The organism is Streptomyces sp. JLBT605 (assembly GCF_058215555.1).
The window spans coordinates 531,656-553,675 of the sequence record NZ_CM177087.1; the positions used below are offsets into that span (position 1 = coordinate 531,656).

Annotated in this window: 18 protein-coding genes; 5 read left to right on the forward strand and 13 right to left on the reverse strand. The window is 69.9% G+C overall.

Annotation, left to right across the window (positions count from 1 at the left end):
- Positions 1-97: 97 nt before the first annotated feature.
- The 12 genes from AC4BDD_RS02585 to AC4BDD_RS02640 all read right to left on the reverse strand — a co-directional run bounded on the left by AC4BDD_RS02585 (position 98) and on the right by AC4BDD_RS02640 (position 12,629).
- A complete protein-coding gene (locus tag AC4BDD_RS02585) occupies positions 98-1,420 on the reverse strand; it encodes an aminotransferase-like domain-containing protein (protein ID WP_490689324.1) in 1,323 nt (440 codons plus the stop codon).
- On the reverse strand, positions 1,417-2,607 hold the full coding sequence (locus AC4BDD_RS02590; protein ID WP_490689325.1) for an alpha-hydroxy acid oxidase: 1,191 nt from the start codon (positions 2,605-2,607) through the stop codon (positions 1,417-1,419). The genes AC4BDD_RS02585 and AC4BDD_RS02590 overlap by 4 nt, the downstream gene beginning before the upstream one ends.
- A complete protein-coding gene (hppD, locus tag AC4BDD_RS02595) occupies positions 2,604-3,713 on the reverse strand; it encodes a 4-hydroxyphenylpyruvate dioxygenase (protein WP_490689326.1) in 1,110 nt (369 codons plus the stop codon). The genes AC4BDD_RS02590 and hppD overlap by 4 nt, the downstream gene beginning before the upstream one ends.
- Before the next feature lie 12 nt (positions 3,714-3,725).
- Positions 3,726-4,319, reverse strand: a complete 594-nt coding sequence (locus AC4BDD_RS02600; protein ID WP_490689327.1) for a thiamine pyrophosphate-dependent enzyme — start codon at positions 4,317-4,319, stop codon at positions 3,726-3,728.
- A 4-nt stretch (positions 4,320-4,323) separates the two neighbouring features.
- Positions 4,324-4,845, reverse strand: coding sequence for a thiamine pyrophosphate-binding protein (locus AC4BDD_RS02605; protein WP_490689328.1), 522 nt, complete (start codon positions 4,843-4,845; stop codon positions 4,324-4,326).
- A 68-nt stretch (positions 4,846-4,913) separates the two neighbouring features.
- Positions 4,914-5,567 (reverse strand): methyltransferase, encoded by a 654-nt coding sequence (locus AC4BDD_RS02610; RefSeq protein ID WP_490689329.1) that lies wholly within the window; start codon positions 5,565-5,567, stop codon positions 4,914-4,916.
- A gap of 17 nt (positions 5,568-5,584) precedes the next feature.
- Entirely contained in the window at positions 5,585-5,782 is a 198-nt protein-coding gene (locus AC4BDD_RS02615) for an MbtH family protein (RefSeq protein WP_490689330.1), read from the reverse strand.
- 58 nt (positions 5,783-5,840) lie between these two features.
- Positions 5,841-7,001 carry a GNAT family N-acetyltransferase gene (locus AC4BDD_RS02620; RefSeq protein ID WP_490689331.1) on the reverse strand — a complete coding sequence of 387 codons (1,161 nt, stop codon included), beginning with the start codon at positions 6,999-7,001 and terminating at the stop codon, positions 5,841-5,843.
- A gap of 58 nt (positions 7,002-7,059) precedes the next feature.
- Positions 7,060-8,274, reverse strand: a complete 1,215-nt coding sequence (locus AC4BDD_RS02625) for an MFS transporter (RefSeq protein ID WP_490689332.1) — start codon at positions 8,272-8,274, stop codon at positions 7,060-7,062.
- A gap of 113 nt (positions 8,275-8,387) precedes the next feature.
- A complete protein-coding gene (locus tag AC4BDD_RS02630; protein ID WP_490689333.1) occupies positions 8,388-9,413 on the reverse strand; it encodes a TauD/TfdA family dioxygenase in 1,026 nt (341 codons plus the stop codon).
- A gap of 22 nt (positions 9,414-9,435) precedes the next feature.
- Positions 9,436-11,280, reverse strand: coding sequence for an amino acid adenylation domain-containing protein (locus tag AC4BDD_RS02635; protein ID WP_490689334.1), 1,845 nt, complete (start codon positions 11,278-11,280; stop codon positions 9,436-9,438).
- Positions 11,277-12,629 (reverse strand): DUF6002 family protein, encoded by a 1,353-nt coding sequence (locus tag AC4BDD_RS02640; RefSeq protein ID WP_490689335.1) that lies wholly within the window; start codon positions 12,627-12,629, stop codon positions 11,277-11,279. Before AC4BDD_RS02640 ends, AC4BDD_RS02635 begins: the two co-directional genes overlap by 4 nt.
- Positions 12,630-13,015: 386 nt before the next feature.
- On the opposite strand from AC4BDD_RS02640, the gene AC4BDD_RS02645 reads away from it, so the two are divergent.
- The 4 genes from AC4BDD_RS02645 (at position 13,016) to AC4BDD_RS02660 (ending at position 19,393) form a co-directional block, all read left to right on the forward strand.
- Positions 13,016-14,017 (forward strand): ATP-grasp domain-containing protein, encoded by a 1,002-nt coding sequence (locus AC4BDD_RS02645; RefSeq protein ID WP_490689336.1) that lies wholly within the window; start codon positions 13,016-13,018, stop codon positions 14,015-14,017.
- A 3-nt stretch (positions 14,018-14,020) separates the two neighbouring features.
- On the forward strand, positions 14,021-15,358 hold the full coding sequence (locus AC4BDD_RS02650) for a hypothetical protein (RefSeq protein WP_490689337.1): 1,338 nt from the start codon (positions 14,021-14,023) through the stop codon (positions 15,356-15,358).
- A gap of 626 nt (positions 15,359-15,984) precedes the next feature.
- Positions 15,985-18,390, forward strand: coding sequence for an SdrD B-like domain-containing protein (locus tag AC4BDD_RS02655; RefSeq protein WP_490689338.1), 2,406 nt, complete (start codon positions 15,985-15,987; stop codon positions 18,388-18,390).
- A 322-nt stretch (positions 18,391-18,712) separates the two neighbouring features.
- Positions 18,713-19,393, forward strand: coding sequence for a hypothetical protein (locus AC4BDD_RS02660; protein ID WP_490691626.1), 681 nt, complete (start codon positions 18,713-18,715; stop codon positions 19,391-19,393).
- Between the two features lie 7 nt (positions 19,394-19,400).
- Here AC4BDD_RS02660 and AC4BDD_RS02665 read toward each other — a convergent pair whose 3' ends face one another.
- Entirely contained in the window at positions 19,401-20,738 is a 1,338-nt protein-coding gene (locus AC4BDD_RS02665) for a right-handed parallel beta-helix repeat-containing protein (RefSeq protein ID WP_490689339.1), read from the reverse strand.
- A gap of 87 nt (positions 20,739-20,825) precedes the next feature.
- Between AC4BDD_RS02665 and AC4BDD_RS02670 the strand changes: the two genes are divergently transcribed.
- On the forward strand, positions 20,826-21,983 hold the full coding sequence (locus tag AC4BDD_RS02670) for a Dyp-type peroxidase (RefSeq protein WP_490689340.1): 1,158 nt from the start codon (positions 20,826-20,828) through the stop codon (positions 21,981-21,983).
- The last annotated feature ends 37 nt before the right edge of the window (positions 21,984-22,020 follow it).

A 22,020-nucleotide genomic window follows, 5' to 3' on the forward strand; every position in this document is an offset into this window, starting at 1 on the left:
CAAAGCCGTGTGACGCGGAACGCATCGTCGTCGGCCGGCGGGGCGGGACCAGGCGTACCGCGGCATGGGTCTGCAGGCGGGATCGACCGACTCGTGGTCAGTCGTGCTGTTCCCGGATCAGGGCCGCCAGCCGGTCAAGCCCCAGTTCGATCCGTTCCGGTGTGAGCAGGCTGTAGGAGAGCCGGATCTGCGTGGCGGCCGACTCGCCCTCGTAGAAGTGGCGCATGGGTGTCCAGAGCACGCCGTGCTCTCTGGCGGAGTGCTCGAGGAGGGCGTCGTCGGCTCGGAACGGCACGGTGACGACCAGGAAGAACCCTCCGCCGGGGGTGTTCCAGCCGACCCGGGGTTCGCTGCCCGGAGGGAAGCGCCTGGTCAGGCCGTCGAGCATGAGGCGGAGGTTGCTCCGGTACACCTCGATCTCGCGCTGGTTGGCCTTCTCCAGGCTGTATCCGTGTTCCAGCAGCTTGCCCGCGATCACTGCCTGGGAGAGGGGCGAGGTGTTCACGGTCACCATGCTCTTGAGCTTCGAGAGCTCGTCGGCGAAGAGCCCGGTCCGTCCGTCGGCGGTCCGGACGAGCTGGTCGGCGACGGCGAAGCCCACCCTGGCTCCGGGAAAGCCGGTCTTCGCGAAGGATCCGAGGTAGACCACCTGCCCTGTGGTGTCCAGGGCCTTCAGGGTCGGCAGGCGCTCGGCGGTGGCGTTGAACACTCCGTAGGGATTGTCCTCCAGAAGCAGCAGGTTTTCCCGGCCCGCGAGTTCGAGGAGGGCGCGCCGGGTCGGGAGGTCCAGGCTGACGCCGGTCGGGTTCGAGAAGTCCGGAACCACGTAGCAGGCCCTGGGCCGCAGCCCTTCGCGCCGGGCGCGGTGCAGTGTGGTCGTCAGGTCCTCGAGGTCCACCCCTTGCGGTCCCGAGGCGACGGGCAGCACCTCCATGTCCACCAGGCGTGCGGCACCCGCGAGTCCCACGTACGCCGGAGCGACGGCCAGGACGGCGTCCCTGTCGTCGGCGCGCAGCGCTCGCAGCACCAGGTACATCGCCTCCTGGCAGCCCACGGTGATGACGAGTGCCTCCGGGTCCGTGCTGATGCCCTCGTCCACCTCCAGGTAGTGGGCCACGACCTCGTGCACGATGCCCTTGGTCCGGCCGTACTGGAACAGCGTTCGCCGCACCTGGTCGGGCGACTGCTTCCGCTCGTCCGTCAGATAACGCTCGTAGCGGCGCAGGTGGCCGTGGATCTGCTCGACTTCGAAGAACTCCTCGTACGGCCGGCCGGGGGCGAACGAGATCGCGTCGGGGTACCGTCCCGCGACCTCGTTGAGGAAGTTCATGGACTCCATGGCCGGGTCCCGCAGTCCCGCGTGCAGGTCCGCGAGGTCGAGCTGTAGGTGTCCGATTCCGGATGGCGGTGTTGCGGTCATCGGTGATCGTCTTCCTCGTGTTCGGGGGAGGTCTGCCGGGGCCGCGCCGGGGTGCCGACGGTGCCCAACCGTGCCGCGTCGGCGACGGAGGCACAGCCTGCCAGCCCCAGTGCAGTGTGCAGTTCGGTGGCGAGCAAGCGCAGGACGTGCTCCGCACCGGCCGCGCCGCCGGCCGCCAGGCCCCAGAGCACCGGGCGGCCGACGAGCACACCGTCCGCGCCCAGGGCGAGGGCCTTCAGGATGTCGAGGCCCGAGCGGATCCCGCTGTCGAACAGCACCTGGCAGCCGGGGCCGACCGACCGGCGCACAGGGTGCAGCGCGTCGATGCTGGGCACGGCGCCGTCGAGCTGCCGCCCGCCGTGGTTGGAGACCACCACGGCATCGGCACCGCACTCCTCGGCACGCCGGGCGTCGGCCGGGTCGAGCACCCCCTTGACGACCAGGGGCAGCCGGGTGAACGCCCGCAGCCGCTCCAGTTCGGCCCAGCTCACGGCCGGCGAGAACGCCTCCCTCGTGTGCGCCGCCAGCGCCGAGCCGCCGGAGCCGGTGCGGTGCGCGGCGGTTCCGGCGGGCTCGGAGAGGTTCGCCGCGGTGACGTCCGCGGGCAGGGCGAACTGGTTGCGCATATCGCGCAGTCGGCGCCCCATCCACGGCACGTCGACCGTGAGCACGATCGCCGTGCAGCCCGCTTCTTCCGCCCGGCGGACCAGTCGAAGGGACTCCTCGCCGTCGCGCAGCCAGTAGAGCTGGAACCAGGTCTCGGCGCCGATGCCGGCGATCTGCTCCACCGGCCGGCTGCTCAGCATGGCCGCGGCGAAGGGAATGCCCGCCTGTGCGGCGGCCTTCGCCGCGGCGATCTCCCCGTCGGGGTGGACCAGCCGGTGGTAGCCCATGGGGGCGACCACCACCGGCATCGACACCGCCTTGCCCAGGAGGGTGGTCGAGCTCCGGCACCGGGAGACATCCCGCAGCACGCGGGGCAGTAGGTGGACGCGGTCCAGCGCGGCGCGGTTGGCCGCGAGGGTCAGCTCGGCGCCGCTGCCCCCGGCGACGAAGTCGCGTACCGCCGCGGGCAGTACCGCCGCCGCGATACGTTCGACGTCGTCCAGGCACACCGCGTCCTGCCACCGTTCGCGCACCTCGTCCGCGGGCACGGGTGGGCCGGCGTGCGCGGCGGCACCCGTCATCGCCGCGCCCCGCTGTGCTCGCGCAGGCGCTCCACTTCGACGGCCTCGTACAGGGCCTTGATGTTCGAGCTGCCGAAGGTGCGGGCGCCGATCCGTTCGATCACCTCGAAGAACAGCGTCCGCCGGGGGTGTTCGGACCGGGTGAAGATCTGGAACAGCTGGCCGGCGTGGTCCTCGTCCACCAGGAGCCCGAGCTCCCGGAGCTCGGCCTCGGCGTGTCCCCGGGGCGCGATCCGGTCCGCCAGTGCGTCGTAGTAGGCGCCCGGGGTCGTCAGGAAGTCGACGCCCGACCGGCCCAGGGCGCGCACCGCCCGTACCGCGTCGTCGGTCCGGAAGGCGACGTGTTGCACCCCGGCCCCCGCGTGGTTCGCGATGAACTCGTCGATCTGGCCCGGCTCGGCGGTGGGATCCGGCGCGATCACCGTGAAGGTGACGCCGCCCGCCGCGCTGCGTACGACTTTGGAGACCATCGCCTGGTTTCCGACGACGATGTGCTCCTCGAAGGCTTCGTGGAAGCCGAGGGCCCGCTCGTAGAACTCGATGGTGCGGTCGAGTTCACCGACCCCGACGCACACCGCGAAGTGGTCGACGTCGAGGAGTACCGGGTCGTCCGCCGCAGGCCGCCGGGCCTCCGCTGTCTCCGGCAGGGGCCGGAATCCCGCGGGCCGGCCCGGCTCCTCGCCCGGGGCGCGCTCCACGAGGGTGTGCACGACGTCGCCGAAGGTGGCGACGGTCGCCGTCACGACCGGCCCCGGGCGCGGCGCGGGTTCGGCGACCGGCCTGGCGCCCCGCCGGACGGCGGCCGCGAAGGCGGTGCGGACGTCGGCGCAGCGCAGCGCGATGTCCGCGACTCCGTCGCCGTGCGCGTCGACGTAGACGGCGGCCGGATGGCCGGGCGCCGTGCCCTCGGTCAGCACCAGGGAGATGTTTCCCTGGCGCAGCTGCGCGCTGCGGAATCCCAGCTCCGCCGAGCCCGCCGTGGCCACTGTGGTGAAGGCGTAGCGCTCGGTCCATTCGGCCGCGGCGACGTCGAGGTCGCTCACGTACATCTCTGTGTAGTCGAGTTCCAGGTCGTGGGGGAAGCCGTTGGAAGATGCCGTGCGCATGGGTTCCTCGTCTCAACTCGACATGGGGGATCGCCCGCGGTCGGCCGCGGCGACGGTGTACGCGCCGAACCGGCGCGCGTGCCGGCCGAGGGGGGCGGCGATGCGGGGCGGCGGCGGGAGGTCGGGCGCGCTGAGGACGCAGCGCAGGAAGGCCGGGCTCCGGCAGTCGGCGAGATGTGCCTCCAGGTGCTTCCTCAGCTCCGTGGTGTCCCGCACCGTCGCCACCGTCGGGAATCCGGCACCGCGTGCCATGGCCTCCAGGTCGACGCCGTCCGCGCCGGTGCGTTGCCCGCCGGTGGAGGCGTACCGGCCGTCGTCCAGGACGATCTGCACGAGAGGGAGGTCGGGGTGGTGTGCGGCTGCGAGCAGTCCGGCCGGGTTCATCAGGACGCTCCCGTCGCCGTCGACGACGACGGTGGCGGCCTTGGCCGTGAGGGCGACGCCCACACCGATGGGCAGTGCCAGGCCCATGGAGCCGGTCATGTAGAAGTGTCCGGGACGGTCGACGATGGATGCGCCGATCCGGGCGGCGTAGCCGGTGGTGAAGACGGTCGGAGCGGTCCGGGCGGTGTCGAGGACGGTCGCGATGGCCTCGGTCTTGTTCACGCGGTCACGCCTTCCATCCAAAGGTGTCCGGGCGTACCAACAGGGCTGCCGCGGAGCGGTGTTCATGGAGGACCTGGCGGGCCCAGTCGACCCGTTCCGCGACGTTTCCGGGGTCCAGGACGCGGTGCGGGATGCCGAGTGCGTCCAGGACGTTCGCGGTGATCCGGCCCATGCCGAGGTTCTCCGGCGTGGGGTCCGGGTCGACACCGCGCAGGCTGACGATCAGGAGCATCGGGATCTCGTACGGGACGACCAGCGACGCGAGGGCGTTGACGGACTGTCCGAACCCGGAGTTCTGCATGAGTACCACCGGCGCCGCGCCGGCGAGTGCGGCTCCCGCTGCTTGGCCGATGGCGTTGTCCTCGCGGGTCACGACGTGGTAGTCGGGTTCGGCCTCCAGCCGGTCCAGGAGCGGCGCGAGGATGCCGCACGGGGTGGCGAAGTACGGTCCGAAGGCGTGCCGGACCAGCGCCTCATGGGTGTCGTGGACCGTACTGACGGCGGTGGTGGTGCTCTGCTCTGCCACTGTCCCTCCTGCTGTCCCTGGGCGATGGGCCCCGGGCGGGTGTGCCATGGGGGGCCTCCGCGCGGCGTTCATGATCCGGTGCCGGCGGCGGGCAGCCTGGACCACAGGAAGTAGTAGTCCTGAAGGCCCGGGCCGCAGTCGAAGACGCCGACGTGGTCGAGCCCGGCCTCCCCGGCGAGGACGGTGAAGTCCTCCGGGGAGGAGAACCGGTGGTTCTCCTGGAGGATGACGTTGCCGCCGGGGCGCAAGCGGTCGCGCACCTGCCGGTAGAAGCGCCGGTGGATGGCCCAGTCGCTGTCCTGCCAGATCAGCGGGGAGTGCCGGCGCCGGTAGTCGGTCTGCGCGTCCTCCGAGTTGACGTGCGGCGGGTTCCCGATGATCAGGTCCCAGCTCAGCTCTGGCGGAATCTGCGCGAAACAGTCCGATACGTGGGCGGCTGCCCGCCCGTCCAGGCCGTTCGCCAGCACCGTGTCCCGGACGACCGGTTCGGTGTGCTCGTTGATGTCCGCCAGGTCGAGGGATTGGCACAGCCCGGCGGCGAGCAGGGAGAAGCCGATGAACCCCGGGCCGGCGCACCACTCCAGGAGCCGGTCGACCGGGCCGAGGTGCTTTTCCACGAACGGCACGTAGGCCTGCCCGAACTCCCTTCCGCCGCCGTCGAGTTCGGGGGTATACGACACCCGGATGTCTCCGAATGTCACATGGCGGTATGACGACGTCACGGACTCTTCCTCTGCCATCAGGGCCGGACCAGGCTCTGCGGTCGCGTATCGGTCCAGTTCTCGTTGATGTAGTCGATGCACGCTTGACGGGGTCCGGCGAAGGCCGGTTGCCAGCCCGTCGGCACACTGGCGAATTCGGGAAACAGCGAGTGCTGCCCTTCCCGATTCACCAGGACCGTGCATGCGCCGTTCTCGTCCTCGAATGGATTGCTCAAGGTTCACCTTCTCTGCGAACGGATTCGCGCTCTCGGCACACGCCGTCCGGGACGGCCCTCAGCGCAGGAACTCGTCCAGCTCGACATGGCGTACGCGGTACCCGTCCGGCGACTTCGCCGACAGTTCCACTCGGGCGGGGCGGTCCTGGTCGCGGAAGTAGACCGCCTCCATGGACCCGTCATCGGCCTCGGCGAGAATCGGGTTGGCCACCAGGAAGTCGCGTACGGCCGGGGAGTCACGCTTCACCTGGAGCCAGAGCCGCTTTTCTCCGAAGTGGTTCGGGGGCAGCACGATGCGGGTGCCGAATCGGCGTTTCCACTGGAAGGTTCCCTTGCTGAGAAAGGGTTCCGTGCCGCCGAAGTCCAGGCGCCGCACGCCGTTCTCCGCCGACCACATGATGAGGAAGTGGAAGATCGCGCCGAGGGCACCGCTCTCGTAGTGCTTCTTCTCGCCGTCCAGCACGCCGAAGAGCCTGAGCGTCATGACCTCGGCCGACGCGTTCCAGTGGCAGAGCGCTCCGCCGATGCGCTCGCCGCCCTGGCAGAGGAAGAACAGCCGGCCGGTTCGGAAGAGGCATTCATAGGACGCCTCCTTCTCTTCGACCCGCTCTCGGTCACCGTGGCTCTGCCACATGGTCGGCCGGTAGATGCGGTCGTAGAAGAAGTCGAACAGTTCCGGGTCGTCCTCCGTTTCCCACGTCCATTGCGCCAGGCGCTGGTTGCGCAGATACTGCGCGCGTTCCCGTTTCGAGATGCGTTTGTGGAGGGACTCGGCGTCGTCGTCGATGTCCACCACGAAGTGGAACCGCATGGGGAAGACCAGGGAAGCGGCGGAGGGCAGTTGCCTCGCCTTGGCCGCACTGGTGCCGACGATCACGATGTCCGCGTCCGGTAGTCGCGCCGGGTCGGCCAATTGGTGCCCGCGCACTGTTCCGCCGGCCCGTTCCGTCGCCGGGCCGCCCCAGTTCTCCCGCTGCAGCTCTGTGAACTCCAGGGTGTATCGCAGCCCTTCAGGGAGTCCGGCGTAGGCGACGGACATGCCTCCCATGCGGGAGACCACCGCGGGAAACTCGGCGCCGTCGCGGCTCTCCCACCGCGTGCGCAGGCCGGTGAGGATCGGGTTGCCGCTGTTGCGCCACTGATATCCCGCGTGCAGGCGCAGTCGGCGCAGCGGGTTCACCTGGCTCACGGCGATCCCGCCGTTGTGCCATGCCTCCATCGTGCCTTTGCTCCCTTCGTGAAATGGACCGGCTTTCGCTGCCGGCGGGCCGTCGGAGTCAGGCCACCGTTTCCCTGTTCGCGGCACGCGTCCAGGGATATGCGCCCCAAACGATCAGGGAAGCCAGGGCAATCGCGGCCACCGCCAGGAGCAGCCCCGCACGCACATCGACGGCGACCGTCACCGAACTCGCGACCAGCGCTCCCAGCGGGACCCCGAGGCCCGACGAGAGCATCCGCCGGGTCGTGTTCACCCGGCCCTGGAGTTCCTCGGGGGTGACTTCCTGGGCGTAGGTCATGGTGTTGACGATGACCATCAGATAGGTCGAGCCCCATGCGGTGATCGCGACCAGCGCGACGCGCCAGTCGGTGGCCAGCACGGCCGCGAGGCCGAGCACCGTACTCGCCGGCAGCGCGACCAGCATGATCCGCAGGGCGCTGACCCGGCGCCGCAGCCGTGGCAGCAGCAGCGATCCCAGGATGCCGCCGGCGCTCCACGACGTGAACAGCAGACCGATCCGGGCGTCCGACGCGCCGATGCCGAGCTCACGGTCGGCGAAGATGACCAACTGGCCGATGAAGGCGCCGCCCGCGAAGGACTGCAGGCTGCCGGCGAGGGTCATGGTCCGCAGCACGGGGTGCCCCCACAGGAAGCGCAGCCCCTCGGATATGGACGCCACCAGGCCGGGCCGGTCCCCCGTGGCGTCGCCCAGGTGGGCCGGCGTGTAGGTGATGCCTCGGATCAGCAGCGCCGAGGCGAGAAAGGACAGTGCGTCCAGGGCGAGCGCGCCGGAGGCGCTGGTGACCGCGATCAGGGTGCCGGCCATCGCCGTGCCCGCGATCCGCACGGCCGTTTCGCCGCCCCACAGCGCGCTGTTGGCCTCGGAGAGCCGGTCGCGGCCCACGGCTGCCGGAATCAGTCCATAGCCGGCGGCGTCGAAGAAGATATACAGCGTGGACGACAGGAACGCGGCCGTGAGGATATGGGCGGGCGTCAGCGCGCCCAGGGCGGCGGCGAGGGGCACGCTGCCGATGCAGGCGCAGTTGAGCAGGTCGGCGGCGACCATGAGACGGCGGCGGTGCACACGGTCGGCGATGGCTCCGGCAATCAGCCCGAAGAAAACGTAGGGAAGAGCCTCGCCCGCGGCAACCAGGGAAACGAGAAAGGGAGATTTCGTCTCCTGATAAACCAGTACCGGCATCGCCACGAGCGTGACGGCCGAGCCTGATACGGAAAGCACCCGGGACAGCCAGAGGTTCCGGAAATTGTGCATCTTGCGGAGCGGAGGCTTTACGGTCACCGACTGGCTGCCCGCCGGATCAGCTGGTGATGTGGTCATGAGAAGTTGTACACATATCGCAACCCTGTCTGTCAAAGCGCGAGAGATCACAGGTCGAAAACGTAGGCCCCCGGGCCCGTACGACGTGTCGAGACCTTTTCCGCCATCGCCACCAGTGTCCGGCGGCTTCCGGTGTAGGGGCGCCGGCCGTGCGATACGAGGAGATTGTTGACGAGCAGCAAGTCGCCGCGCTCCCAGGGAAAAGCGAAGGAACACGCATCGTACGCCGCCCGGATCAGCTCCATATCCTCGTCCGGGATCGTCGTGCCGTCCCCGTAGTGGGCAGCGCGCGGCATGTCCTCCTCCGCGTACAACTCGGCGAGTGTTTCGCGGACATCGGGCGGAAGGTTGGAGGAATGGAAGAGGTGGGCCTGGTTGAACCAGGACTCCTCTCCGCTGCGCGGGTCCGCGACCAGGGCCGGTCCGTGCTGCTGGGTGCGCAGTCCGTCCGCGGTCCATTCGAGGTCGATGCCGTGCGCCCCGCAGTACCGCTCCACCTCCCGCGGATCGTCGGTCTGGAATGCCTCCTGCCAGGTCAGGCCCATACCCTCGCGATAGCTGCGGGAGTAGCGGACGCCCTTGTCCCGGAAGCGGTCCACCAGCTCCCGCGGCAGGTGCCGGGCCAGCGCACGGCTGTCGGCCAGCGGCGTCTCGCCTCCGGACGTGGCGGTCTCCAGTGCGGCGAAGAACAGCCATCGGGGGTAACTGAGGGCGTATGCGTTCTCGTTGTGCTGCGCGATCGTCTGGGCGGCCGGATATTCGGTGGACGTGTAGACGTGGCCGCCGACCCGGCTGCGCGGCGTGGATCGCTCGGTGTAGTCGAGCAGTTCACCGCCCACGCACGCGGCCACCTGGTCGAGCGTCTCCGCACTGTCGATGGCCCGCCGCACGAGCACGGCCCCGGACCGGTCGAGGGCGTCGATGAGGTGCGACCGGTGCTCCGCCACCCACTGGGTCGTGCGCAGTCCGGCCGGACCGGGTTCGTACACGATGACGCGGGTGTGCGCGCTGCCCTGGACATAGCCGGAGCACTCTCCGAGCGCGGCCGGATACGGCGGTGGTTCCGTTGGCATGGCCCCTTGTCTCCTTTGGCGCTCAGTGGTTGGCACGCACGGGCGTCGTCGGCCCCTCGGCCACGGCGGCAAGGGCGCGGATGTTCTGGCTGCGGTAGACATCGGTGGGGGTCAGGGCGTATCCGGCACGCCGGGCCCGTGCGGCGAGCCGGATGGCGAGGATGGAATCGCCCCCCACGGTGAAGAAGTTGTCCGTGACGGATACCGCGTCGAGCTCCAGGAGCTCGCGGCAGATTCCGGCGAGCACCCGTTCCGGTTCCGTGGCCGGCACGGCGACCTCCGGCGGTGCTTCGGAGGCTCCCGCGGCCGGGCCGCCGGCGGACCCGGGAGGCGGCAGCGCCTCGCGGTCCACCTTGCCGTTGACGGTCAGTGGCAGCCGGTCCAGGACGACGATGTCCGCCGGGCACATGTACCGCGGGAGCCGGTCCTCCAGGTGTTCGCGGAGCCGGTGCACATCGAGCGTGGCGGTGTCCGGGTCCGGGGCCACGTAGGCGACGAGGCGCGCGCCCCCGGGTCCGTCGGCGGCGATGACGCAGGCCTGGCCCACGCCCACCCCGCCGACCAGGCAGCTCTCCACCTCGCCGGGTTCGATCCGGTAGGAGCGGATCTTGAGCTGGTCGTCGGTCCGGCCGAGGAATTCAAGGAGCCCGTCGGAGGTCTGCCGTACGAGATCACCCGTGCGGTACATCCGCGCTCCGGCCGGCCCGTACGGGTCGGCCACGAATCGCTCGGCCGTCAGGTCGGGCCGCCCCAGATAGCCGCGGGCCAGCTGCTCACCCGCGATGTACAGCTCTCCGGGTGTTCCGGCGGCCACGGGGCGGAGTCGCTCGTCCAGCACATGGGTGCGTGTGTCCCCGCGAGGCACGCCGATGGGCACCGCGCCGGTGCCGGGGTTCTCCCCCGGTGCCACCCGGTGCGCCACACAGCCGACGGTGGCCTCGGTGGGCCCGTACTCGTTGACGACCGAGACCTGCGGGTGCCGAAGGCGGAACCGCGCCAGGGACTCGCCCCACAGCTGCTCTCCGCCGACGACCAACTCGCCTGTGGTCAGCGCGCCTTGGGGCAGCGCTTCGAGCAACGGCAGATGGCTCGGCGTGACTTTGAGAAAGGTGGGAGCGGGCCGTCCGGCGCGCCACAGCCCCGGGTCGAGGTCGCTCAGGTCGCCCAGGTAGAGGGTGCCGCCGGCGGTGAGCGGCCCGAAGAGTGTGGTCACGGTGAGGTCGAAGGAGACCGAGGAGTGCAGGATCGCGCCTCCGCCCAGGCCCGGATATGCCTCTCGGGCCCAGCTGAGATAGCCGCTGAGCGCGTGGTGGTCGACCACCACGCCCTTGGGCCGGCCGGTCGATCCGGAGGTGTAGATGACGTACGCCGCGTTCCCCGGCCGCAAAGGGCTGCGCCGGTCCGCGTCCGTGAGGTTCTCGGCGGGCAGCTCCGCGAGCGTGGCGCGGGTGACCGGCGAGTCGGGGCGCAGGAGCTCGGCACCGGAGGCCGCCGTGTACGCGTCGAGGCGCTCGGCGAGCGACTCGTCGGTGATCACGCAGACCGGCTGTGCGTCGTCCAGGATCGTCGCGATGCGGTCGGCCGGATACTGCGGATCCACCGGCAGACAGGCGGCTCCGGCCTTCATCACCGCATACAGGGCCACCAGCAGTCCGGCGGTCCGCTCCAGCGCGACGGCCACGATGTCCTCGGGCCCGACGCCGCGGGAAATCAGCAGCCGGGCCAGTCGGTTGGCGCGTGCGTTCAGCTCGGCATAGTCGTACTCGGCGCTGTCCGAGGCCACCGCGATGCTGTCCGGCGTGCGAGCGGCCTGCGCCTCGAACCGATCGATGACGAGGGCCGTCGGCCGGGATGCCGGGGCGGTCACAGGCCCGAAGCCTTGAGTACGACGTCCTTGAGCGAGGACTCGTCCTCGACGGGCCACATGTCCTGGACGGAGAGCGGGGCATAGTCAGTGGCCGCATAGCTGCCGGAGCCGTGCACGAGGATGTCCCGCTCCTGGACGAGGTCGCGGTCGATGGCGTTGAGGATTCCGGTCATCGCCATGACCAGTGACCATTCGCGCACCGCGCGCGGGTCGGCCGGCAGCTCCACTCCGGCGTCGCCGAGCACGGCGCGGATGTGGGGGTAGCGCTCGAGGCACTCGTGGAACGAGACGACGATGCCGCCGCCGCCCTGTTCTCGGATGAGCTCGTTCATGCGCGGCGAGGTGACCGGCTTGCGCGTGTAGAAGGTCGTGTCGAGGACTTCCCTCGGGTCGAACGTCAGCGCCGGGAAGCGCTTGTCCCGCTGCTGGCCGTAGAGGCCCGAGGCCGGGTCGTAGACGTAGGCGGGCGCGTGCTCGGGGTCGGCCGACCCGTGGTAGAGGCTGAGCACCATGTCCGGGGCGCCGAGGTGCTGGACGAGGAAGTACCGCGGCGGCAGGCCGCGTTGGGGATGCGTCTCCCCCAGGAGGCTGTGACCTCGGGCATGGCCGAGCAGGCCGTACGCGCTGGACACCGCGTGCACATGGAGGCGGGGTTCGTCGGCGGCGGGCGCGAAGTAGTCCGCCTCGGCGTAGGCGCGCACCACATCGGCCGCGATGTAGTTCTCCAGCTGCAGCGTGTACCAGAGGTTGGTGCCCACGGCCTTCCGTATGTGCCGGCCGTGCTCCTCGACGACGTTCTGCGCGAGGGCCTTCACCGTGCCCGGCTCGTCTCCCGCGTAGACGGCGATGGGGTTGCGGGCCCGCAGTTCGGAGTCCGTGAACAGCTCGGAGTCGCGCATCTTCGGGACCGACCCCGCGGGCACGACGACGACCACGTTGAGCTGCTGCGGGGTCACGAGCCCGGTCTTGATCGCGCGCAGCACCGCGTCGCGCAGGGCGGTGGCCTTGTTGGCCGAGGAGGGGGTGACGATCGTGACCCGCTCCCCCGTGTCCTGGATGAAGCGGATGGCGCGGGCCACGATGACCAGTGAGGCGAAGGTCTTGGTGGTGAGCGTCGCCGGATTGCGCATCAGGTCGAGGAGCGCGAGGCTCCTGCCCCGGTATTCGCGCAGGGGTGTGTGCGCCAGATCGGAGGCGGCGAAGTACTCCCGGACCTCTTCGGTGAGCTCCGGCAGTTCGATGCCCGGTGAGAAGGCGGATCCGGAATCGTTTCTCGATTCCGGAAGCAGCCGGCGCAGTACCGGCCCGAGGCGCTCGTAATAGTGGGAGATGGCGTTCTCAAGAAGCATGCGAATCCCTTTTCATGCGCCGCCTGGTGGTCATACGCCGCCTAGTGGCTGCCGATTCCGTGGAGTTGCCCCCTGCAAATGCATCCGGGCCCATGATGCATGGGCCGCCCAGGCAAAAACTAGCCACGGGCTGCACATCGACTGATAAGAGATGTTCTCAACTGACCGATTCGCAGGCTAACTTGGCGCAGATCGACCAATATCTGACAGAACCTGCAGCGCATGTAACACAAGAGGGCGCGCGGTGACAAGGTCGCCTGTCCAGACAACTTGCCTTACGGGCTTGCCCACCCGACAACCCCTGGCGTTGTGTATGCCTTCGGTCTCACGACTCCCCACGTCCCCACCCCTCCACCACTTCACGGACGGCGTCAGGAAGAGGCACCATGGCATTCTCGGGCGAGAAAACTTCAGGGCTGCGGAAAGCAGCGGAGGGCTGCCCCGGATCCGGTCTCATCACATGGATTTATCAGGCCGAGGATCTGGCCCCCGGAGAGGCCGTGGAGTTCGAGAAGAGCCTCTACGAGCGTTACTCCACGGCAGCCGCGACCATCGACTTCGACTTTCGGGTGCTCAGGGCGGGCGAGCTCATACCGTCATGCCTCGGGAAACCGGTACTGCGTTACCAGGGCACAGATATTCTCGAGCAGCGGCAATGCTTCATCGTCGAGGATCAGAGCCAGGACCCGCAGGGCCTGCAGGGATTGCGCGCCATCTACCGCACGATCCAGGCCAGCGATTCCGTGTTGCTCAACCGCTCGTTGACCGGTCCGGACTATCTGGAGCGCGACAAGCTCGCACTCCTCCAGCATGCCGTCGGGCTCGGAATACCCACGCCCAGGACCATCGCAGTGCCCTTCGGCCGGTACGCCCGCAGCGTGGTCACCGAGGCCGTACGAGAAATCGGCGACGGGCCCTACATCGTCAAGCCCCGCGAGATGGGCATGGGCGTCGGTGTCCTCAAGGTCGACTCCGAGCGGCAACTCACCGCCACCATCGACATCGTCGCGCAGGCCACCGGCGGATATATCGTGCAGCCCTTCATCCCGCACTCCGGTGATATGCGGGTGTACGTGGCCTGCGGGGAGGTGGTCACCTCCCTGACCCGCAGGCCCAAGCCCGGCGACTACCTCGCCAATATCAGCCAGGGCGGCAGCGCGGCCGCCACGGACGACCACCGTCTGGTGGCGGACATGTGCCGCCGCATCGCCGAGAGCCTCGGAGCGGAGTACATCTGCATCGACTGGCTGATGACCGAGCAGGGCCCTGTCCTCAACGAGTGGAGCACGGCCAGCGCCGGCTTCACCGTGCTGCCGGAGCCCCAACGCACCCAGGTCGTCGAGGCGTTCTTCGGCTGGATCAAGCGCACATTCGAGAAGGGGGCGTAACCCATGGCACTCCGCCACTGGTACGGGACCGATGGAGTCCCCCTTTCCACCCGGATGCCGGTACCCGAACTCACCGACCACCTGCACCGGGCCCTGGACGACCTGGACTATCCGGTGAATCTCCGGTCGATGCGGCCCGTGGTCCTGCCGCACTCGTCGTACCAGGAACTCTTCACCGCGACCCGCCGCGTTCTGGGCCTCCTGCGAAGGGCACTGCTCGACAGCGCCCCCGACGCCCCGGGCCGGATGGCGGCGCTCGGCATGTCGGAGGAGCACTACCCACTCTGGGTGGACAGCCCGTGGGAAGAGGAATACGCGACGTGCATGGCCCGCCCGGACATCTCCGTGACCGCCGGCGGCCCCAAGTTCCTGGAGATGAACGTCGGTTCCGGTATCGGCGGTGTGGTCGAGACACACGTCAACACCCTTGCCTGGCAGACCGCGTTCGGCGGTGCCGACCAGGCCCCCTTCACCGGATACGACCCGCTGTCGGCCCGCGCCGAACTCTTCGCCCGCGCGGCACGGGAGTTCGGTGTCACACCGGCCGTCGCGGTGGTCGGCACCCTGCGCGACCTGGGCTCGGTGCGGACCACGCGCTACTTCGATCTGCAGGTGGCGGCGCTCCGACGCCATGGGCTGCAAGCCGAGTTCTTCGAACCCGAGGATCTCCTCGACGGCCTGGGCCTTCCGGGCACACAGCGCTACGCACTCGGGCTGCGCCACCTCACTGTCTACGACTGGACCCGCCTCGGCCTCGACCTCACCCCGATCCGTACGGCCCTCGACGAGGGGTGTGTGCTCCTCGCCCCGCAGAGCGCCTATCTCATCGCCAACAAGCAGGTACTGGGCTGGATTTCCGAAGGCCGGCCCTGGATGACCGAGGACGACCGGGCCGTGGTCGACCGCTATGTGCCCTGGACGAGGGTCGTGGGCGACCGGCCCACCGAGTGGCGGGGCATCACCAAGTCGATCCCCGACCTGCTCCTGGCCCATCCCGAGAAGTTCGTCCTCAAGCCCGGCCTCGGCCTCGGCGGCCACGGCGTGGTGTTCGGCCGCTCCAGCGACGAGAGCACATGGCAGGACGCGGTCGCCCATGCCGTGCGCACCGGAGGCTATATCGCCCAGGAACACATCGACTCCGTCCCCCACCGGATGGAGCTCGCGGCCGAGGACGGCTCCGGAACCTACGAGGACGACGTCTTCCCCCTCCTCAGCCCCTACCTCTTCGACGGCCGGCCCGCCGGCTGCCTGGTCCGCTACCTGCCCCCGGGCGGGGACGGCCTCATCAGCGTCCAGGGCACCGGGGCCCTGCCCTCGATAGCCGTCGCGGCGCGCCCGTAACACGCGTCAGCTGCGCCGCCCACAATCGGCGTGGTTGGCGTCGGTGCTCAGCGACGGGCACGGGCTACGGATCCAACGGGACTGGATTCGGCCTTCACTTCATATCGCACACTTTTCCGATAGCCATTCTCCGAGCACTCCAAGACCATTGCGGATCCCGATGAATGCGCCGGGTTCTGCTAGTGGCGGCGAGACTCCACGGGATACGATATCGCGCGCTGCTCGCGATGGCGGTCGGTGAGTCAGGGGTGGGGGCGAAGGCGCCGTGATTGAGCTGCGAAAACAGGCAACCCAGGGCGGTCCTGCTCGAGGCCGTGAACACGCGTTCGCTTTCCCTGGTCTGCGGCGCTTACCAGTCACCCGCAATAGCCTCATTTGCTCACCACAAAACGGTCCACGCAACACTAGTGGGCCGTTTTTTCTTCTGTGACATTCGCGACCGGTGTCCGCGCCTGGGGTCACGAAGTGACCGTGTAGCGAGGCGGGTTCCTCGTTTTCACGACAAGCGAAGTGTGGAGTGTGATGCCATGAACCGACTCGGGAGAGACTCGCACTGGTTAGCCTGGAGGCTTGTGGAGCCGCCGGCGCGCATCGCGTTGTCTGTTCTTTTGCTCGCAGGCGGCGCCGTGGGAGCGACGGCCGCACCGGCCGCCGCTTCGACCACAGACGGCACGCTGACGGTTGAGGTGCTGCGCGACTTCTTCGGCACCGGCGTGCTCAACGCGACGATGGACGTGCCGCAGCGGGGCATGAAGGTGGAGATCTCCGACCCCGCCGGGCACATTGTCACCGGCGTCACGGATGCCACCGGAAAGGTCGTGGTGTCGCGGTCGACCGTGCTGAGCGGCGGCCAGTACCGCGTCGACGTCAGCATTCCGGCGCCGTACAGCGGCTATCTGCGCGCGGCGCCCGCGTCGACGGAGACGAACCACTTCGACAGCTTCACGTCGTTCGTGGATGTGTCGGGCGGGAAGAACGCCTCGGTGGTGACGGGGGTGTGGGATCCGGCCGATTACGCGCTGCCGGACTCGCGGTACTTCGTACCGATCCACAACGGCGCCAACGGGACCGACAACCGGGCGTTGGTGGCGTTCGGGACGAAGACCCGGGGCACGTGTCCCACCGATGTGGCGTGCCCGACGACGCTGGCCACGCAGGACCAGGTGGGCACGACGTTCGGGTTGGCGTACGACACGTACCGGACCCGGCTGTTCCAGAGCGCGTTCGCCCGCCGGTACGCCCCGTACGGGCCGCAGGGCGGGGGCGCGATCTACACGGTGCCGGTCGACGGCTCGGGGGCGCCGGAGCTGTTCGCGCGGGTGCCCGACGCCACGGTGACGCGCCACGACACCGGCAACATGATCAAGGATGCCGGGTTCACCGACGCGCCGGGCAAGGAGAGCATCGGTGGCCTGGCCCTGTCGGAGGACGGCTCCACGCTGTACGCGGTGAACCTGCGGACCCGCAGCCTGGTGAGCTTCGACGCGACAGGGGCCACCGCCGCGGCGCCCAGGTCGACGGTCCCGATCCCGGACCCGGGGTGCGCGAGCCCCGAGGACTGGCGGCCGTTCGGTCTCCAGGTCCACGACAACACGCTGTACGTCGGCGGCGTGTGCAGCGCGGAGAGCACGCAGCAGCGCGCGGACCTGAAAGCCTTCGTCTCCACCTACGACGGCAAGCGGTTCACCACGGTGCTGAGCCACCCGCTCACGGACGAACGCGGCAGCGTCTTCGGTTCCGGCGACAAGGCCACCCACTGGAACCCGTGGAACACCAGCCTGGACACGTGGGACGACCGGAAGGCGGGCAACGTCTTCATCGATCCGCAGCCGGAGCTGTCCTCCCTCGCCTTCGGCCGTGACGGCTCGATGGTCCTGGGTTTCCGCGACCGGTTCATGGACGTGCTCAGCTGGGGAGGGCTGGACCCCCGCCCGGGGAACGGCACGGCGGAAAACGGCATGTCCGGTGGTGACATCACCATGGTCTGCGCCACTCCCACCGGTGAGTACCAGTGGGAAGGCACCGGGAGCTGCCCCAACCACGCCACCCCCGCCAACAGTGGCGGCCAGGGCGCCGGTGTCGTCGAATACTTCCCGGGTGACTCCTACGCCAACGCGCACCAGGAGACCGCGCTGGGGTCGGTGGCCTATATCCCGCGGCAGCAGTGGGTCGTCAGCACGGAGTTCGACCCGGTCGCCGACGTCGCGACCTCAGGTACCGGGTACCACGACATCACGACCGGTCAGGGCCCGGGCAACGACCCGACCCACAACGGGTTCCAGTTCGTCAGCCGGGAACAAGGCGGGTTCGGCAAGGCCGGCGGGCTCGGTGACATCGCGTACGCGGCGGCGAACGCGCCGATCCAGATCGGCAACGTCGTGTGGTTCGACGGCGACCACAACGGGATCCAGGACCCGGGGCACGTGCTGCTGCCGGGTGCGACGATCAAACTGCTGGACGCGGACGGCAAACAGGTCGCCACGACCAGGACCAATGCCGCCGGCGAGTACTACTTCGGTGGTGTCGGCGCCGCGTACGAGCTCACGCCCGGCGCGGAGTACACGGTGCAGTTCGACGTGTGCACCGCGGACACCAGCCAGGTGCCCGAGCAGCCCCCGGCGAGCGAGCTGAGGTTCACGCTCCCGCGGGCCGGTGCCCACCGTGCGCACGACTCCAATGTGGCCCCACCGACCACCGGACCGTTGTGCAACGGCTACGCGCCTGTCACGGCACCGGACAAGCCGGGCGGGGTCGATCACACGATCGACGCCGGGGTCTACATCCCGAAGGAGACGCCGACCCCGACGCCGACTCCCACACCGACGCCGACTCCGACGCCACCCGCGGCCTCCACGCCGCCGTCGCCCGCGCCATCCGCCAACCACCCGGCCCCGGCCGGTGGAGACGGGGGTTCGCTGGCGAACACCGGTGCGCCCGGGCTGGCGGAGATGATCGGCATCGTCGGTTCGCTGGTGGGTGCGGGCCTGGTCATCGCGTTCGTGACCCGGAATCGTCGCGCCCGGCAACACTGAACCAACCGCACAACGGTGATCTGCCCGTCCGCGATCCGGACGGCGCGGACAGGCAGATCACGTCTCGGCCGGTCCACGAGGGCCGGCCCTCGGCGTCGCCCCTGCCACCGGACTGCCGAGTGCCGCCGCGAGCTCGCGGCGGCCGGACGGTGTGGTGATCGAAAGGATGAATCGGAGAGTGTCAGCGTCGAACCGCGTGCGGAGCGCGAGAATCCGGCAAGCCCCACCGGCTCGTCCGGCCGACCGGCGCCGATGGCCGCGGTCGCGCCGGGCCGCGGCCGTCGTCGGCATCGCGGCCGTCGCGCTGGCCGCCGCGGCCGCGGTGGCCGCGTTCCTCGTCGCCGACGGCGGCTCCGGCGCCGGCGGTCCGCGCCCGCTCACCGGGGATGAGGCGAGCCGGCTGGCGATCACGCGATTCCGCAACTACCAGGCGCAGGGCCGCGCGGTGACGATCAACGTGCCGGGCACTGCCGGCGGGCTGACCGTCACCGGGTCCGTCGACTACCGGCGCAAGACCGGTTACGGCGTGGTGCACGGCACCGGGCGCGAGAAGTCCAGCGACGGGCTGATCCAGTGGACGCCCACCTCGGTGCACGTCCACCCGATGACGGACGCCCCGGCGCACGCCCCCGCGTCGCCACCCCGTTCGGGCTGGTACGACCGTCCGATGCTGTCGTCCGGCAGCGCGCTGGACACCTCCCTGTCCATCGCGCTCGGTCTCGGCGGCGACCGGCCGGACAACGCCGAACTGCTGCCGCAGAACGGCGCCGCCTGGTGGGGGCGGGAGCAGCTCGACGGGCGCCGGGTGGACGTCATGACCGGGCCGTCCTCCCCTGACCGCTCCGGTACGGCGGGCAACGTGCGCTACTGGATCGGCTCCGACGGCACCATGTACCGGGTCCGCGTCAGTCTCGGTTCGCAGCCGGAGCCGGTGGTCATCGACTTCGACACCCACACGTACGTTCCGGTCGAGCCGGTACCCGGAACCATCCCGACCCGGTAGCCGCTGTTCAGGACGTCCGCACCCGCGCGTTCGCGGCGAGCAGGGACGCCGGCGGCAGCCGGATGCCCTCCGTCTTCGGCAGGTCCGGCACGGGCGGGAGAGCGGTGGCGCCCGCGGTGGCGGCGTCGGGGAACTGCGGCTGCCCAGCGGGCGCCGCGACCTCGGTGAACGGGATGCCACCGGGTGCCGTCGGCGCCGCCCAGGTGCCGGCCGGCGAGGACGACCCGACCGGAAGTGGGCAGGCCGCGGTCGTCGCGAGCCGGGCGGGCACGGTGGTGCGCAGCTCGTTGCCCCGCAGGCAGTTGCCCCGTCCCCGCGTGGCGGTGGGGAACGTCCAGCCGACGTCGACACCGTTGCCGGTGAACGTGTTGTCCTCGATCTGGTTGCCGAGCGGAGGCATGTCGGCGGTCGCGGTGATCACCAGCCCGGCGTTGCGGTTGCCGGCGACGCGGTTGCGGATGAACCGGTTGTCGCTGCCGCCGTCGATACCGGCGCCGATGCCCCACCCGCCGTCGGCCTGCTCCGGGGTGGCCGTCTGCTGGTTGGCGGCGATCAGGTTGCCCGCGATGACGGAGCCCTTCTGCGGGAGCAGTTTCTCCTGGTGGTCGGAGTTGGTGGTGAGCCCGACCCGGTTGCCGACCAGGCGGTTGCCGACCACGTACATCTCCTCGCTGGCGTTGGTGCCTTCGTAGCCGACCGCGTTGAGTTCGGCGACGTTGTCCCGCACCACGATGTTGCAGGGCTTGCACTGGCCGACGTAGATCCCCGAGTCGGCGCCACCCGACGCGTACGAGTGCTCGATGACACCGTTCTGGGCGGAGAACGCGTAGATGCCGTACAGACCGTTGCGGGTCGCGGTCACGTGGGAGACCAGGAACGACCTCAGGAAGGTGACGGGCTCGTCGCCGGTGTCGTAGCCGCCGCTTGCCCCCGGCAGACCGGCGGCCGCCTTCGCCGAGCCGGTGACCAGGACCCCGTTCTGCGTGTTGTTCTGCACGGTCAGGTTCTCCACGGCCACCCCGGGCGCCGAGACGACGACGCCGTTCGGCTGCCGCAACCGCCCGTCGATGACGACCTTGTCCCGGGACGAACCACGAAGAGTGATGCGCGCCGTGTCGATCCTCACCGACTCGTGGTACACGCCCGGCCCGACCAGAACCAGGTCACCGGGGTGGGCCAAGGACACCGCATCCGAGATCGTCGGGGCATCGGCAGGTACTCGGATCGTCACATGCGCACCGGCCGGACGCCGGCTTTTGTTCGATTCGCCATCGCCGCCGCAGCCTGCCACCAGTGTCAGCGTGCCCACTACCGCCGCCAACACGCGAAGGGTTAATCGAGGCATGATCCCAGTCTGGCATGGTGCCCAATTCCCCGCCAGAATCCCGAGGTTGACCGGCAGGCGCGATTCGGTTGTGGCACTCTGCACCCCATGCGCCGAGCCGATCACCACCCGTCACGCCGCGCGTTCCTCGATATCACCGGCGCCATGATGGCCGCCGGTCTGGCCGCCGGGTGCACATCGGACTCCGCCCAGCCAGGCCGGCACGCCCCCGCCCCAGGGGCCACGCCGATACCGGTTCCGGCGACGGGCCGCCATCAGGCGGGCATCACACTCCCCCAGCCGGCCCAGCCCAACCTGCTCGCCGTGGTGGCCGACCTCGGCGCCACCGTGGCTCCCGGTCCGTTACTGGCCGAACTCGGCCAGGCCATCCGCACGCTCACAGCGGGGACCGACACGCGGCTGCTGGGTCTGCCGCCGGGCGACCTCACCGTGACCGTCGGCGTGGGCCCCCGGCTGGTGCGCACGGCCGGTGCCTCGCTGCCCGGCGCGGCCGACCTCCCGCGATTCTCCCGCGAGCGGATCGCCCCGCAAGCACGCGGCGGAGACCTGCTGATACAGATCTGCGCCGGCGACGCGCTGCTCCTACCGGTCGTCGCCGCCGCGCTCGCGGACCAGGCCGGTGACCGCATCCGCGAACGCTGGCGCCAGTCCGCACGCCGCGGTACGAACGTCTCCGTCGGCGAGGGCCTTACCGCGCCACGCAACCCGCTCGGTTTCATCGATGGCATCGTGGGCCCGCACACGACCGCCGAACAACAACGCGACCTGTGGCTGGCGGGGCCCCCCGCGGTCGCCGGCGGCACCCTTGCCGTACTGCGGCGTATGGAGCTCGACCTGCCGCGGTTCGCCGCCCTGTCCGTAGCCGAACAGGAAGCGGTCTTCGGGCGGCGCCGGGCCAGCGGCGTCCCCCTCTCCGGCGGCACCGCCGCCTCGGGCCCGGAGCTGGGAGCCAAGACACCAGACGGGCGCTATCTCGTCCCCGCGGACGCCCACGTGCGCAGAGCGCACGCCGCCGTGGTCGGGGTCGGGCTCATGCTCCGCCGCTCCTACAGCATCGACGAGCCCGCCCCGGGCCTGCTCTTCATCAGCTTCCAGAACGACCCGCGGACCTTCACCGCCACCCTCACCCACATGGACACCACCGACGCACTGCTGCCCTTCACCACCACAACCGCCAGCGCGACATTCCTGATCCTCCCCGGCTTCGACCGGCAACGCCCGCTCGGTTCCCAGCTGTTCGGCTGATCACGATCAACTTCAGGGCGGGGAGACCGCGATGCCT